This window comes from Candidatus Liberibacter americanus str. Sao Paulo, from assembly GCF_000496595.1.
GTDB lineage: Bacteria > Pseudomonadota > Alphaproteobacteria > Rhizobiales > Rhizobiaceae > Liberibacter > Liberibacter americanus.
Map to the genome: position 1 here is coordinate 96,922 of NC_022793.1, position 17,073 is coordinate 113,994.

Consider the following 17,073-nt stretch of genomic DNA (forward strand, 5'->3'; position numbering starts at 1 on the left):
AATATTTTCCACTTATCTCTTATATATATAAATATAATTTTTATAGGAGAACTTTAAGATAGCATAATAAGTCATTATATTGATATAAGGGTTATCCTAATATAAGTTTGGAACGGAGATAAAAAACCAAATTATAAGATAAACAAATATATAAAGCTATTAACAAGTTTAGAATCACAATGCACGAAACTATTTATATTAATTCTATTATATAAATATAATTTACGATAAAAATCACGATAACTTATTATTAATTCATCAAATAATAAAATCTATTTAGAAAACATAGAATCAAATCATAATTAAAAAAACTATGAAGAATATATATTTTATGAATTTATAAACCTAGATAACATTAATTTTTCAAGAAGAAAGTTGTCTTAAAACCGTTTGCAAAATACCACTATTTTTAAGATAATTTAGCTCATCTAAAGTATCAATACGACAAATAATAGGTATAAGTCTATTCTCACCATTTGAAGAATAAATTTCCAAAATACATTTATCGCGAGGAGATATCTTCTTCAAATTTCGTATAGTAATCGTTTCATCACCTTTAATCCCTAAACTTTCCCAAGAAGTACCCTCTTCAAATACAAATGGTATAATCCCCATACCTATTAAATTTGAACGATGTATACGTTCAAAAGATCTAGCGATAACAGCCCGTACCCCCAACAATACTGGTCCTTTTGCAGCCCAATCACGCGAAGAACCATTCCCATATTCAATACCTGCAAACACTACCAAAGGTATTTGTTCTGATTTATATCTCATTGCAGCATCATAAATAAATAATTCTTCCTTAGAAGGATAGTGAATAGTATAACCACCCTGCTTTCCATCTTGCCCAAGCATATAATTACGAATGCGAATATTTGAGAAAGTACCTCGCATCATAACTTCATGATTCCCACGACGAGTACCAAACTGATTAAAATCTGATTCTTTTATACCTTTCTGATGCAAATAATTGCCAGCGGAAGACTCAAATTTTATTGATCCTGCAGGAGAAATATGATCTGTCGTAATTTTATCTCCTAACAAACATAAAATACGAGCCCCACAAATATCATGAACTTCTAGATCACTAACACCGATTGTTTCAAAATAAGGAGGGCTCTGTACATAGGTCGAATTTTCATCCCACAAGTAAGTCTCTTTTGCATCAACATCTATGCTTTCCCAACGATTATCCCCTTTAAACACATCAGAATACTTTTTCTTATATAGATCAAGGGTTGCATATTTTTCTACAAATTCCTTAATTTCACTATCTTTTGGCCAAATATCATTTAGATAAACAGGATTTCCATTCTTATCCTCTCCTATAGGATTAGTTACAAGATTTTTTCTTATATTCCCAGCAATCGCATAAGCTACTACTAAAGGCGGAGATGCAAGATAATTTGCCTCTACATCTGGAGAAATACGACCTTCAAAATTACGATTTCCAGATAAAACTCCTGCTAATACTAAGCCTTTTTCATTAATTATTTCAGAACTCTTTGGATCTAATGATCCAGAATTACCAATACAAGTCGTACATCCAAAACCAACAAGATTAAAACCAAGATCGTCAAGATACTTATTCAATCCTGACTGAACAAGATATTCATAAGCAACCTTTGAACCTGGAGCTAAAGAAGTTTTAACCCAAGGCTTAGACTTTAATCCTGCAAGCACTGCATTACGAGCTAGCAATCCTGCAGCAATCATAACGGATGGATTAGAGGTATTAGTACAAGAAGTTATAGCAGCAATCGCCACATCTCCGTGCTTTAAAGAAAAATCACAATTTTTAACAGCATACTCTTTTTCCAAAGTATCAGATTTTTTATAATAATCATTCATTGATGTGATAAAATCCGCAGAAACTTGATCAAGAGGAATTCGAGATTCTGGACGTCTAGGACCAGCGACAGAAGGAACAATATTTGAAAGATCAAGTTTCAATTTCTTAGTGAAAATTACTTTATCATAGTCTATATCTTCACGCCATATTCCCTGAGCTTTTGTATATGCTTTTACAAGATTAACACGACTTTCAAGACGACCAGATAGGCGTAAATAATCAGTAGTTCCTTTATCAACAGGGAAAAATCCGCATGTAGCACCATATTCAGGAGACATATTTGATATAGTAGCACGATCTGCAAGCATCAAATTATCAAGACCTGAACCAAAAAATTCAACAAAATTTGATAATACTCCTTCTTTGCGTAATATTTGAACAATAGTCAATACAAGATCTGTAGCTGTAACACCTTCTCTAATTCTACCAACTAATTCAAATCCTACGACCTTAGGAAGCAACATTGATATAGGTTGACCCAACATAGAAGCCTCAGCTTCTATACCACCTACTCCCCAACCAAGAACTCCTAATGCATTAATCATTGTGGTGTGACTATCAGTGCCGACACATGTATCAGGATAAGCTAAAGTTTTACCATCTTTATCTTTTATCCAAACAGATTGAGCAAGATATTCAAGATTGATCTGATGACAAATACCTGTTCCAGGAGGAACAACACGAAAATTATTAAAAGTTTTTTGTCCCCATTTTAAAAAGCGATAACGCTCTTCATTACGCTTATATTCTAATTCTTGATTGCGACTAAAAGAATTTTTATCACCAAAATAATCCACAATCACAGAATGATCTATCACAAGATCAACAGGCACTAAAGGATTTATTTTCTTAGGATCACCTCCTAAAAAGCGCATAGCATCACGCATTGCTGCTAAATCAACAACTGCTGGAACACCAGTAAAATCCTGCATTAAAACTCTAGATGGTCGATAAGCAATTTCACTCTCAACGGATCCTCTATTGCCAGAATCTAACCAATTGACGAATGAATATATATCTTCTTTCGTGACAGATTGGCCATCTTCAAATCTCAATAAATTCTCAAGCAAAATTTTCATTGAACATGGTAGATGAGAAATACCCTTTAAACCATTTGCTTCAGCTTTTGGAAGGCTATAATAAATATAATCAATTCCATCAATCGATAACACAGAAATACAATTAAAACTGTTCAATGATTCAGACATTCATTTAAACCTTTACCTGATTAAGAAGAGTAAAATTATGTTAAATTTGCAACTAACAACTTTTATTAAATAATATTTATTTTTAAATTATTAAAGTAACAACTTATTATGAAAATATATAGAATATATGCAAGATATCATTTATAGATCAAAATATTATATAGAAAAAACATAATTTAATAAAACGAAAATCTACTATCATAACAAGATAAATTATCTTTATATAATTTAGATATCACGGATTACGAATAGATAATATATAAGGATAATAATATCAAATATTTAATATTTTCTATAACTAAATGCAAATATTTATTTTTTTAAAAATGATGGCAAAATATATTAAAAACAGTATTCGTATATAATAAATAAATTTGATTATGAAATTTCATGGAAATCATATTTTGAAAAATATAACATAATATTAATTATTTACGCAAACCATCTGTTTATTAATCACATCCTAATGAACATAACAAATGAGTATCATAAAAAACACCATAAACAATTAAAAATTGAAATGATTAATCATCTCATCCTAATTGTAATATTATTTAACTTAACAAATATCTATCCACACTAAATTAATTCAAGAATAATTATTCTAAAAAGCATTTAGTGAGTTTAAGCTGGCTATATCAAATTTATTTATAGTAAATATCAATATAAACATCACCATTTACGTTAATTAATTAAATCAATTATAAGCTAATATTAAATCCAAATATCATTATTAAAAACATCATCCCTTAAAGCAATGAATACATTTCATTAATATAAATTTTATAAATATTTTTTTAAAGAATGTAAATGAAAAGTATAGATATAGTATAATTAAATAAAAATTATCTAGATGTTATTGATATTATTAATAGGCATAATCTAATACTTCTATAAATGATTTGCAAATATTAAATCTAAAATCCAAATAAATAGCTAATTAATAGAGAGATATACGATATCTCTATTATAAAGAGACATGAAAGATAAAAAATTGAAATTAATGGATTATTATTGCCGATAATTTTATAAAATCAATACCTTAATAAAGGAAGTTATAATAAAATTAAAAATATCATCAGAAAATATATATTTAATTTAAAAATATAAAAGAAAGATCCATAATAGGCATAATTATATAAAAACGTAATTATAACATTTGTGATAATAAAAAAATCATCTTAATGTATCACTATAATAATAATATATCTTCATATCTAAGAGATTATATTACAACGTATTATACTAAGTAAGGTATCTTGCGAAATAATGATATAATAATTAAAAGGCGGCCTAAATGCTAGCCGCCATATTCTAAAAAATATTACTATATTATTAGTCTTTTCTGCTTCCAGTAAGTCTAAGCAAATGAGTAAAAATACTAATAAAATCAATGTATAGTTCTAAAGCTCCGAAAATAGAACTACGACCTAGCGTATCCGCACAATACCTATCTGAGTATGTTTCTTTTATTTTTTGAGTATCATAAGCTGTTAAACCAGAAAAAATAATTATACTTATTAAGGATATTGACATATCTAGAACGTTAGATCCAATAAATAAATTAACAATAGATGCCAAAATAACACCAAACAAACCCATAACACAGAAAGTCGCCATTGGACCCAAATCTTTCTTTGTGGAATAGCCATAAAGTGAAAGCGAACCGAATGCAGCTGCGGTTATAAATAAAGTCTGAACTATGCTTTGATTAGTATAAACCAAAAAAATAGATGAAAGAGACAAGCCGAATAAAGCGGAAAATGTAAAAAAGATCATTCTTAATGCATATAAACTCAAATACTGAACACGGTACTGCATAAAAAACAACAGAACTAAAGGAGCAAATATAATCACATATTTTAATGGACTAAAATATATCAAAGAACCAAAACTTGTTAACATGATGCCATTCATAGTAGTAGCAGAAGCATAATAAGGATCTAAAGTAGTAGCAAAATTATTAGTTAAAAAAGATACGATCGCAGTAATAAAAATACCAAACGACATAAGGTTATAAACACCTATCATATAAGAGCGTAATCCCTCATCAATTGAAGAATCAACCTTACCTCTTGAATTGACAATCTTATCTTGATAATCATGAAGATTAGACATCTTAAATTCCTCCTAAATTAAATCTTTTTTATTTAATACACATACATGTGATTAACATGCATAAAAACACAAAATTTTTTAGACCGTATATAAACTAATTACTACAATGACAAGCCCTCATATACTGATTTATCAAAACATTTACACGCACAATACGCACATATATGCATACATAAACAAAAAAGTATTATATATTATAATCTAAATTTTGCAAAGATATTTTTTACTTGTAAAAATATTTTACCTATTGAAAGTCATTTGTTTAATAATGAGTTGATCAATTATAACAAAAATTATCAAAAAATCATTAAATCAAGGATAGCTGTAATATTTTTATATTATTACGAATTATTAGATAAAGAAATGGCACGAAGGAATTGACGTGCTGCCAATAACGGATCTGAAGATTTAACAATCGGACGGGCAACAACTATATGAGTAGCGCCACACCTTAATGCATCTTCTGGAGACATAAATCTCTTTTGATTATCTATATTGCTATCCATCATCCTTATACCAGGAGTAACAATAGACATATGATCTCCTACTATTTTTCTAACCATAGATGCTTCTCTAGGAGAGCAAATCAATCCTCCCATCCCTATGTCACGCGCCTGGGTTGCTCGCATTTCAACCATCGCAGATACACTTTTTTCATAACCTGATTCTTTAAGATCTAAATCATCCATTGAGGTCAACACGGTTACGGCAAGCAAACGAATACCTGTTCCACGAGCTGCAGATACAGCAACACGCATAGCTTGAGGATAAGCGTGCAATGTCAACATAGAAATTCCCATTTTCGCTATGTTTTCAACAGCAGCTATTATAGTAGTTTCTATATCAAATAACTTCATATCTAGAAAAATCTGCTTACCATCTGCCACTAAGTCACGAGCCAACTCCAATCCGCCTACAAAAGATAGATGATATCCTATTTTATAGAAAGAAACTGTATCTCCTAAAATAGACACAATTCTTTCAGCCTCATCTATTGTTGGAAGATCAAGGCCAACTATAAGACGACCTTTATTAAGGTCACTAATTTCTAATGAAGTTGTCATAAAATCACCGATAAAAAATACGCCCCTAATAAATCGACGATAAAAACACTTTATTTCATTGATTATTCAGCAATAAATTAAATAAAATATATATGAAAAATCAAAATTAGACGCTTCTTACGAAGTAAATTTTAGCTATATATAAATCAATAATAAATATCTAAACAAAAAACTTTATTTTGAAATACGAAACAAACTATCATATCCTCATAGGCATCAAAACATACAATGAGTTTTTATCTCCTATACCTTTAATTAAAGCAGATGAAATACCATCCTTTAGAAAAAAAATCATCTCATCGCTTGAAATATTATCAATTATTTCCAATAAGTACTTATAATTAAAACCAATATTCATAGGTGAATCAGTATAATGAACAGACAAATATTCTATAGCGCTACCCATATCAGGATTATCAACCGTCATACTCAGTTTTCCATTATTAGATAACTCAAATTTCATAGCTCGGCTACGCACAGATGAGACAGTCGATACAAGATCAACAGCTCGCCTTAAATCATTACAATTAACCCTTAATTTATTATCGTTATCTCTGGGAATAACCTCGTGATAATTGGGAAATTTGCCATCTATTAACCTTGCATTCATGCAAATAGAACCAAAGTGTAGACAAATTCTCGCTTCGGAAATTCTAACTTTGACATCTAAATCCTTTGTAGAAAGAATTTTTTGAATCTCGCTAACAGCCTTGCGAGGCACAATAATACTAGGCATTTTCAAAATATCACCCGAAATATCAACCTTAGATATAGCTAGACGATGCCCATCTGTTGCGACAGCACATAATTTTAAATCTTTTTTATTAACTTCAAAAAAAATACCATTTAAATAATATCTCGTTTCTTCATTCGCCATAGCGAAATTAGTACGTTCTATAAGAGAACTCAAAACAGATGATTTAATATCAAAAGAATATTTATAATCTTCTTCTTTTGAAATAGGAAATTCAGATTCTGCAAATGACTGAAGATAAAACTTTGAATTTCCTGCAGAAATTTTTATTACTGATTGTTTGTTATTATCAAAACTATCAGAAAAACAAATTTCTGAACCATCAGGCAATTTCCTCACTATATCATGAAGTAACTGTGCAGAAACTGTAAATGAACCTGAAGATTCAACAACAGCCTTAATAGAGACATCAATTTCTATTTCAAGACCACTTGCTTTTATTTTAAGCGAATCAACATCAGAACGTAATAATATATGAAAAGATACAGGAGCAGCATTTCTACGTTCAATAATTCTGCAAGCGTGATTCAAAGGGTCCAATATGTCAGAGCGATCAACAATAACCTTCATTAATATCCCCGATTCCCTCTTTACAAATGAATTTAAATGCTAAATTAGAATAATTATCAATAACACATAATCATAAGGATACCTAATATCGATTTAATTTAGGATAATTACAGATATCACAAGTAACATAACCATATTATATTTTTATTAATATAACTCAACTAGCTAGATTATGATAACACATCATATATGATATCTAAGTCTAATTCTTTACGTAATTATTAACACCAAAAATATATCATCTAAAAAAAATTATTGGAAGCATAAATTTATATGGAAGCAAATAATATTTTTAAAAATAAAGAAGAACCCATAATAACCAGCTTATTAGATACTGATTTTTATAAACTACTAATGTTACAATTCATTTGGAAATTTTATCCAAATACTGAGGTAACTTTTTCACTATTTAATCGCAGAAAAGAATTACACTTATCAGATAAAATAGATGAATTTGAATTAAGATCTCAACTTGATCATGCCCGTTCTTTAAAAATAACAGATAAGGAAAAGAAATGGCTTACAAACAGTATTTTTTATGGGAAAAAACAACTTTTTAAACCTGAATTCTTATCATGGCTCTCTAATTATAAACTACCAGAGTACGATTTTTCAATTGTAAATGGGGAATATATAATTAATTTTCATGGATTATGGAAAGATGTTACTTTATGGGAAATATCATCTTTGATTATAATAAATGAATTATACTCTCGTAAGATACTAAGACCACTTAATCCATTTGTCACAGATCTACTATATGCTAATGCAAAAATAAAACTTTGGTCTAAAATAGTAAAATTAAGAAATCTAAAAGAATTAAAAATAGCAGATTTTGGAACAAGACGTAGACATGCACTACATTGGCAAACATGGTGTATAAAAGCTCTACATGAAGGTATAAAAGATTCATTTATTGGGACATCCAATGTTCTATTAGCTATGAAATATAATATCGACGCTGTTGGCACTAGCGCTCATGAACTGCCAATGGTAGCTGCAGCCATAACAAATAACGATACAGATACTCGCAACGCACCATATGAAATAATGCAAAAATGGAATAAGATTTACGATGATAACTTGCTAATAGCTCTACCTGATTCATTTGGCACAGATTTTTTCTTGGAAAATGCTCCTTCATGGATAGCAAAATGGAAGGGATTTCGCCATGATAGTGCATCACCCATTGAAGGAGGAGAAAAAATAATAGCTTGGTGGAAAAAAATGAATTGTGATCCTAAACAAAAAACATTGATTTTTTCTGATAATCTTGACTTTGATTCAATCATAAAAATTAATAAACATTTCAAAAATCGAGTGCAAATGATTTTTGGATGGGGAACAAATTTAACAAATGATTTTCATGGATGCATGCCTTATGATGATTTACAAATAGAACAGTTGCAAACTGTGTGCAAAGTTATCAAAGCTAATAACAAATCAGCAGTAAAACTATCAGATGACCCAATAAAAAAAACAGGAGATGAAAATGAAATAAAACGCTACTTAAAAATATTCAAAAAACAAGGCTAAAACATCTAAGCATATACAATAATTTTTTAACGAAAATAATATTTATATTTGTTTTTCATTTTATCCCTTCTATTTAAAGACAATAACTGAATATACGATAAATAAATAATTGATAGAAATAAAATTTATTAAAGTTATAATTGACGAAGATTAAATGAAGTATTTAAATATTTTATATAAATTAAAAGAATATATCCATATAAGGCATACTAAATATTTAATTTCAAAAAACTAAAATTATAATCAAACCAATATAAAACCTTACACCATTCACCTATAACTATTTTTTAGATTTTTGATATATCTTTGCTGAAAGATCGGATTATAGGGAATGAGATTATCATTTAATATTTTTAAGCCTTTTTGCATAAGAAATTTTTTATTGCATGTTAGGATTTACAACACATATAAAATTGTTATTTGTTTCAATAGCTATTTTTATGATTTATTTTAGCTTTTAAATATCATCAAAACTATGCAAAATATTACTATAATATTACTTAAAATACATAAATATTATAGTAATATTTTGCATATATTATATTTCATCCAATTAACAAAATAAGAAGTTATTTATTTAGACTACTTTTGTATTTTTTATTCAAAATAACAATTATACTAAAAGGCATTTTACAATAGTATAACTCATAAATAAAAAATCATCATATAATTACACTGTTTATAGAATAAATATTGTTCTTACAGTAAATTATTGAAGTTGTTTTATTAGCAAATGCAAATTCATAATAAAGCTAAAAAAAGGATATTAACAAGACAAAGTAATATAAATTTTTAAATGAAAATACTAAGAAGATTAGTTGTTAAGAGATTTATTATAGTTCTTAATTTATCTATATTTTTTCATAAACTTATTATAAAACAATGATATGACGCTATTATGGCGGACAGAGAGGGATTCGAACCCTCGATATGCTTTTACATATACACGCGTTCCAGGCGTGCGCCTTCAACCACTCGGCCACCTATCCTTATATAAACAACAAATAACAATCTATATCTATCAAGTAATACTCCATAGAAATTTTAATGAAGGGAACATATATATGGAGATCTATCTTCATTCTCCTGCATCATCTCCGCGTTGCTTGAGAGCCACGCCAAGTATGTCTCCTAGTGAAGCTCCAGAATCTACAGATCCGAACTGAGCTATAGCACCTTTTTCCTCAGCTATTTCCAATGCTTTAATAGATAAAGAAACCTTGCCATCTTTTCTAGAAATACTGACAACACGAGCATCAACTATCTGCCCCCTAGAAAAACGTCCAGGATCTTGATCTATACGATCACGCGACAATTCAGAACGACGTATAAAAGAACTCACACCTTCATGATCAATCAGATTAACTTCTATCCCACCGTCATTAATTGCAGTAACTTCACAGGACACAACACTATTCTTACGTAGTCCACTTGATGCAGCCTCATCAATATCAGAAGAATTAGTATTTATCTGTTTTATTCCTAAAGATATACGCTCTTTTGCAACATCAACATCAAGAACTACAGCTTTAACAAGGTCACCTTTATTATAATCTCCAATAGATTTCTCTCCTGGACGATTTCTATCTAAATAAGAAAGATGAATCATTCCATCTAAATTACCGTCAAGCCCTATAAACAAGCCAAACTCTGTCTTATTTTTAACCTCACCCTCAACCTCTGTACCAGGAGGATTATTCTTAGCAAAATCCTCCCAAGGATTAACAAGAGCCTGTTTTAATCCAAGAGAAATACGCCTCTTAGCAGGATTTACCTCTAAAATAACTACTTCCACCTGCTGAGTAACAGCAAGAATCTTTCCAGGATGTATGTTTTTCTTGGTCCAAGACATCTCAGACACATGAGCTAAACCTTCAATTCCCGCTTCTAATTCTATGAATGCACCATAATCTGTAATATTTGTAACTACGCCCGAAACCTTAGAACCTTCAACATACCTGCCTTCAACACCATCCCAAGGATTCTTTTCTAATTGCTTCATGCCAAGAGATATACGCTGTGTCTCTTGACTGATTCTTATTATCTGTACCCTGACTTGTTGTCCTATGCTTAAAACCTTTGAAGGATGCTGAACACGATGCCATGCTATATCAGTAACATGCAATAATCCATCGACTCCTGATAAGTCAACGAATGCACCATAATCTGTAATATTTTTGACTATTCCCTCAATAATCTGACCTTCTTCAAGATTTTGTACTACTTCAGAACGCTGCTCAGCACGAGACTCAGCTTGGACTGCACGGCGTGAAACAACTATATTTCCACGACGGGCATCCATCTTCAAAATCTCAAAAGTGTGAGTTTGATTCATAAGGTGCGTAACATCTCTTATCGGACGAATATCTATCTGTGAACGAGGTAAAAAAGCAATCTCTCCATACAGATCAACGGTTAAACCACCCTTAACTTGATTAAATATTACGCCCTCTACTCTTTCTCCAGCTTTGAACTTTTCTTCCATCTGTTTCCAAACGCCCTCACGAATGGCTTTATCTCTAGAAAAAACAGCCTCTCCAAAAGAATTCTCTATAAGCTCAACGTAAACCTCAACTTCATCACCAACTTTAAGGGATGCCTCCTGCCCCTTGTTAGCAAACTCTTTAAGAGGAATCCTACCCTCAAGCTTAAGTCCTACGTCAACAACCACAATATCCTTTTCTAAAGCTACAACAATACCCTTAGTTACACGTTTCTCTGCAAGATCTTGCTTAGAAAAACTCTCCTCAAGAAGGGTGGCAAAATCCTCGCGGGATGGATTAGAAAAAGACATTAATACTCCTGATAGAAACAATCTCTAATAATAAAAAAAATATTTCTCCAAAAACGCGCATAAAAATAGAAGACATATATAAACACCCCCCTAAATTCACAAGCGAATAAGGATACTGAGAAAAATACTTACCTATTGTAAAGCTTTGTGTCAATAAGTCCTTTAGCAACTTCACACATGACGCCCACACTCATTTTCGAAGTATCAAAAAAATAGGCCTCTTTATCTTGAACAAGCGGAGAACAAATTCGGTTCTTATCTTGTTCATCACGACTCCTTAAGCTCTCAAGAACATTATTGTAGTCGATCTTCTCTCCATTTTCAAGCATTTCCTTATGACGCCTAGATGCGCGAATATCTAAAGAAGCAGTCAAATAAAATTTTACAGTAGCATTCGGACAAATAACCGTTCCTATATCACGACCATCAAGGACAGCGCCCGGCTCCTTCCTAGAAAAAGATCTTTTAATTTCAATTAATGCAGATCTAACAGAAGATATAGCAGCTATCTCCGAAGCCAAGTTTGCAATTATATTCAATGAAAGTTTTTTTCTATCTAACTTAGATATAACAATGTTTTTTGCAATTTTAACAATTGCTAATTCATCATCAAGAGATATACCAGCATCTAAAACACCTTTGGCAACAGCACGATAGATTAAACCGGTATCAAGATAATGAAATCCATACTCATTTGCTATGAAACGAGATAAAACGCCTTTCCCAGAAGACGCAGTACCATCAATGGCGACTACCGTACCCATCCGTGTTTACTTCTCCGTTTTTATTTTAATCCTAGCCCCTAAACCTTGCATCAATTCTATAAAATTAGGGAAACTGGTAGATATCATACTATAATCATCAACAATAACCGGATATTCCGATGCAAGACCCATAACAATAAAACTCATAGCTATACGATGATCAAATCTTGTTTTAACCATATGCCCAATACGCGATCCAATCCCCCTTCCACCAGGAGACCCTCTTATCACAAGATAATCTTCTCCTGCTTCACAATCAACATTATTAATTTTCAATCCTTCAACTATAGCGGATAATCTGTCTGATTCTTTAAATCTCAACTCTCGCAAACCCTTCATAGTTGTTTTACCTTTGGCAAAAGCAGCAATCACTGCCAAAATGGGATACTCATCTATCATAAATGGCACACGATTTTCAGGGATAAAAATGCCTCTAAGCTTAGAAAAACGCACTTGTATGTCCGATATATCTTCGCTACTATCAACCCTCGGATTCAAAATAGAAATATCAGCTCCCATTTCTTGTAAAGTATCAATTAATCCAATACGCGATGGATTAATACCAACATTTAAGATCTGCAAATTAGAACCAGGAATCAAAAGAGCAGCAGCTAATAGGAAAGCAGCAGAAGAAAAATCTCCAGGCACATTAAGATTACATCCCGAGATATTACATCTACCTTCTAAATGGATAGACCTTTTACCGGAGGCACTATATTGAATCAATAAATCAACGCCAAATTCTCTAAGCATCCTTTCAGTATGATCACGAGTTTTAACGTCCTCAACAATTGAGGTTATTCCAGGAGTATTAAGTGAAGCCAACAAAATAGCTGATTTTACTTGTGAAGAAGCAATAGGCATATTATAAAATATTGGATTGGGATTTTTTGGACCATGCAAAGCTAGTGGCAAGTAATTGCTATCAACAGGCTCAACCTGAACACCCATCATACACAATGGATCTAAAACACGCCTCATTGGCCTTTTAGAAAGAGATTCATCTCCTTGAAAAACAGCTCTAAAATCATATACACCAGCAATACCCATGATTAAATTGCATCCTGTACCAGAATTCCCAAAATACAATGGTTTTTCTGGGGCAAGAAGGCATCCATTACCAACTCCTCTAACAATCCATTCTAAGCCAATTTTTTCAAAAGAAGCCCCTAAATAGCTCATTGATTTTATAGCATTGAAGATATCATCACTTTCAAGCAATCCAGTAATTCTTGTTTCTTTAGAAGCAATTCCTCCTAATATTACAGCACGGTGTGAAATTGACTTATCTCCTGGAACACTGACAGATCCTTGAATATCTCTAGAAAAATACGACTCAACAGGTTTTTTTTTGTCGTGAGAGGACATGTTATAGGCAATCTCCGCTTTCAATAAGTGGGCAAAAAATCAAAAAATATACATGCAAAAACACAAATTATCATAAAAATTACAATATTACGATAAAAATCTATATATCAAACAAATCTATATATTGATTTTTTATCATCTTTAGAATACTAATCTGCCCGCATCTTAGCCAATGCTGAGTTGGCAAAAATATAATCTTATAATGGATAATAGACAATAAATTTTATTAGCTTAGAATGAATGAGGAGCTTATATTTTGGCAAAATCAGATTTAGGAACTAAAAGAACTTGCCCAGATACTGGCAAAAAGTTTTATGATCTAAATAGAGGAACTATTGTATCACCTTACACTAATACCTCATTTTCTCGGTCATATTTTGAAAAAGCATCAAATACAGATGATAATGAAGAGTGTAAAATTACAGAAAACATAGAAGCAAAATCTTTTGCTAAGCATAGATCTTCTGATGAAGAGGAAAATTCCGAATCCAAAAAAGATAATGCAAGCCTTGATTTAGAATATGCTCCAGAAATAGACATAGAAAATGAAGATGTTCTTCTTGAGGAAAGTGATGACGATACGGATTCAAGAGTAGTTGACATAGATATTACTGACGAAGATGATTCGTAATGCTACGAAAAGTTCGTATAGTTGCTGTCTAAAATAATAAATAACAGTATTATATTGCGTATATTGCGTTAGATTATATTATTTGCCACACCAACGTAAAAGCACTCTCTCTCAGGATAGACTGAAAATATGTGTATGGGGCTATAGCTCAGATGGTAGAGCGCTTGCATGGCATGCAAGAGGTCAGCGGTTCGATCCCGCTTAGCTCCACCATTTACACATTAGGTTAATAAATTGGGTAAAAATATACAGCTGAAAAGATCATAATATTGACAGATAATTGAATATTAGGCAATAGATTCATTATGCGTTTTTTCTATAATAATAATGCATTTTATTGATAAATATGGTAAGTAGCAAATATACGCAACGAAAAATAGAATTCATCTCGTTGCAATTCTGATATAGATCGTATATCGATAAGTTACTACATTGCGGAACTTTTATCTGATAATTTAATTTGTTTATAATTTTGTATTAGATAGGGTCTTTTCCTCTGTGTAATAACAGAATCATCGTGGATCTATTATGATAATTCTTGCTCGAAAATCATAAGTAGGTGGATTTGAAAACCGGATCGTGGTATAGCTGTCTTAAGAAAGAAATAAATTAGGTAAGTGCTTTAATCATGGAAAATAGAAAATCTAGCTATAGTTATGAGGACATACTTAGATGTGGCCGAGGAGATATGTTTGGTCAAGGTAATGCGCAGCTCCCGATGCCTCCAATGCTGATGTTTAATCGAATCACACAAATCTCAGAAACAGGAGGAGCCTACGAGAAAGGATTTATCCGAGCTGAAATGGATATTACCCCTGACTTGTGGTTTTTTGACTGCCATTTTCAAAATGACCCTGTAATGCCCGGATGCCTTGGATTAGATGCTCTATGGCAACTAACAGGGTTTTTCCTTGGATGGATAGGCGAGATCGGAAGAGGAAGGGCTGTTTCTGTCTCTCAAATAAAATTTAGAGGAATGGTAACACCTGAATGCAAGTTGGTCGAGTATGGAATAGAATATAAACATATTAAAAGAGGCAATGTAGTTCTTGGATCAGCCGATGGATGGATGAAAGTTGATGGGAAAGAAATATATACAGCAGACGATCTGAGAGTTTGCCTCTATGCAGAAAATAAAAAAACCTAATAAAATTGATTATTAAAAATTAAAGGAAGAGACCTTGTATCATGAGAAGAATAGCTGTTACAGGAATGGGCATTGTATCTTCTATAGGGAACAATATTTCTGAAGTTTCAACATCATTGCGAGAAGCAAAATCAGGAATTACATTCTCAGAAGATTTTGCAAGACAAGGCTTCCGTTGTAAAGTATGGGGAAAACCATCAATTGATACAACAGGAATGATCGATAGAAGAGCCATGCGTTTCCTATCGCAAGGAGGAACTTGGGGGCATATTGCTATGCAGCAGGCAATCGCCGATTCTGGATTAGAACCAAATGATATTACAAATGAAAGAACTGGATTGATTGCAGGTTCAGGAGGTCCATCAACTAAATGCATAATAGAATCTGCTGCTTCAAATGAAAAATTTGGCAACACTCGGCGTATAGGTCCATTTGCTGTTCCAAAAGCAATGTCATCCACAGCATCAGCTACTTTATCAACATGGTTTAAAATACTAGGAACAAGCTATTCAATATCTTCAGCTTGCGCAACATCTGCTCACTGCATTGGCAATGCTGCTGAATTAATAAAATATGGAAAACAAGATATTGTATTTGCAGGAGGGCAAGAAGATCTTGATTGGACAATGTCAAATCTTTTTGATGCGATGGGGGCTATGTCCTCTAATTTCAATGATGATCCTTGTAGTGCTTCCAGGCCTTATGACATAAAACGAGATGGATTTGTTATATCTGGAGGAGGCGCAATGCTGGTTCTAGAAGAAATGAATAGAGCTAAAGCTCGTGGTGCAAAAATTTATGCAGAAATATTGGGATATGGAAGCACATGTGATGGACATGATATGGTATCTCCCTCTGGAGAAGGAGCTGTGCGATGCATGCGTCAAGCCTTAAGCTCAACAGAATATCCTGTCGACTATATTAATACTCATGGTACTTCTACTGTTGTTGGAGATCAAAAAGAAATAGAAGCAATAAGAGAAGTGTTTAAGAATAATATACCACACATCCAATCAACAAAGTCTTTAACTGGACATTCTCTCGGAGCTGCAGGAGCACAGGAAGCAATATATTGTTTGATTATGATGCAAGAAAATTTCATTGGCGAAAGTAAAAATATTGATAACATTGACCCTAAATTCGATGGCCTACCTATAGTTCAAAAACGAATTGATGATGCAAAGCTTGATGTAGTTTTATCTAACTCTTTTGGATTCGGCGGAACTAATGCTAGCCTTCTATTCCAGCGCTATAAAGGATAAAA

Annotated in this window: 11 protein-coding genes and 2 tRNA genes; 5 read left to right on the forward strand and 8 right to left on the reverse strand. The window is 31.9% G+C overall.

The window, feature by feature from the left end; genetic code table 11:
• Positions 1-363 precede the first annotated feature (363 nt).
• The 4 genes from acnA to dnaN all read right to left on the reverse strand — a co-directional run bounded on the left by acnA (position 364) and on the right by dnaN (position 7,569).
• Positions 364-3,063, reverse strand: a complete 2,700-nt coding sequence (acnA, locus tag LAM_RS00385; protein ID WP_007556840.1) for an aconitate hydratase AcnA — start codon at positions 3,061-3,063, stop codon at positions 364-366.
• A gap of 1,335 nt (positions 3,064-4,398) precedes the next feature.
• A complete protein-coding gene (locus LAM_RS00390; RefSeq protein ID WP_007556839.1) occupies positions 4,399-5,181 on the reverse strand; it encodes a Bax inhibitor-1/YccA family protein in 783 nt (260 codons plus the stop codon).
• Between the two features lie 341 nt (positions 5,182-5,522).
• A complete protein-coding gene (pyrF, locus tag LAM_RS00395) occupies positions 5,523-6,245 on the reverse strand; it encodes an orotidine-5'-phosphate decarboxylase (RefSeq protein ID WP_007556838.1) in 723 nt (240 codons plus the stop codon).
• A 199-nt stretch (positions 6,246-6,444) separates the two neighbouring features.
• Positions 6,445-7,569 (reverse strand): DNA polymerase III subunit beta, encoded by a 1,125-nt coding sequence (dnaN, locus tag LAM_RS00400; protein WP_007556837.1) that lies wholly within the window; start codon positions 7,567-7,569, stop codon positions 6,445-6,447.
• 273 nt (positions 7,570-7,842) lie between these two features.
• On the opposite strand from dnaN, the gene pncB reads away from it, so the two are divergent.
• Entirely contained in the window at positions 7,843-9,105 is a 1,263-nt protein-coding gene (gene pncB / locus LAM_RS00405; RefSeq protein ID WP_007556836.1) for a nicotinate phosphoribosyltransferase, read from the forward strand.
• An 899-nt stretch (positions 9,106-10,004) separates the two neighbouring features.
• Here the strand turns inward: pncB and LAM_RS00410 are convergent.
• From LAM_RS00410 to aroA, 4 genes are all read right to left on the reverse strand, one after another.
• A tRNA-Ser gene (locus LAM_RS00410) sits at positions 10,005-10,094 on the reverse strand.
• 89 nt (positions 10,095-10,183) lie between these two features.
• Positions 10,184-11,899 carry a 30S ribosomal protein S1 gene (rpsA, locus tag LAM_RS00415; RefSeq protein ID WP_007556835.1) on the reverse strand — a complete coding sequence of 572 codons (1,716 nt, stop codon included), beginning with the start codon at positions 11,897-11,899 and terminating at the stop codon, positions 10,184-10,186.
• 128 nt (positions 11,900-12,027) lie between these two features.
• Positions 12,028-12,663, reverse strand: a complete 636-nt coding sequence (gene cmk, locus LAM_RS00420; RefSeq protein ID WP_007556834.1) for a (d)CMP kinase — start codon at positions 12,661-12,663, stop codon at positions 12,028-12,030.
• 6 nt (positions 12,664-12,669) lie between these two features.
• Complete coding sequence (gene aroA, locus LAM_RS00425) at positions 12,670-14,031, reverse strand: 3-phosphoshikimate 1-carboxyvinyltransferase (protein WP_007556833.1); 1,362 nt, start codon at positions 14,029-14,031, stop codon at positions 12,670-12,672.
• A gap of 256 nt (positions 14,032-14,287) precedes the next feature.
• Between aroA and LAM_RS00430 the strand changes: the two genes are divergently transcribed.
• The 4 genes from LAM_RS00430 (at position 14,288) to fabB (ending at position 17,071) form a co-directional block, all read left to right on the forward strand.
• Positions 14,288-14,662 carry a TIGR02300 family protein gene (locus tag LAM_RS00430; RefSeq protein WP_007556832.1) on the forward strand — a complete coding sequence of 125 codons (375 nt, stop codon included), beginning with the start codon at positions 14,288-14,290 and terminating at the stop codon, positions 14,660-14,662.
• A gap of 137 nt (positions 14,663-14,799) precedes the next feature.
• A tRNA-Ala gene (locus LAM_RS00435) sits at positions 14,800-14,875 on the forward strand.
• A 415-nt stretch (positions 14,876-15,290) separates the two neighbouring features.
• On the forward strand, positions 15,291-15,809 hold the full coding sequence (fabA, locus tag LAM_RS00440) for a 3-hydroxyacyl-[acyl-carrier-protein] dehydratase FabA (protein ID WP_007556831.1): 519 nt from the start codon (positions 15,291-15,293) through the stop codon (positions 15,807-15,809).
• 41 nt (positions 15,810-15,850) lie between these two features.
• Entirely contained in the window at positions 15,851-17,071 is a 1,221-nt protein-coding gene (fabB, locus tag LAM_RS00445; protein WP_007556830.1) for a beta-ketoacyl-ACP synthase I, read from the forward strand.
• The last annotated feature ends 2 nt before the right edge of the window (positions 17,072-17,073 follow it).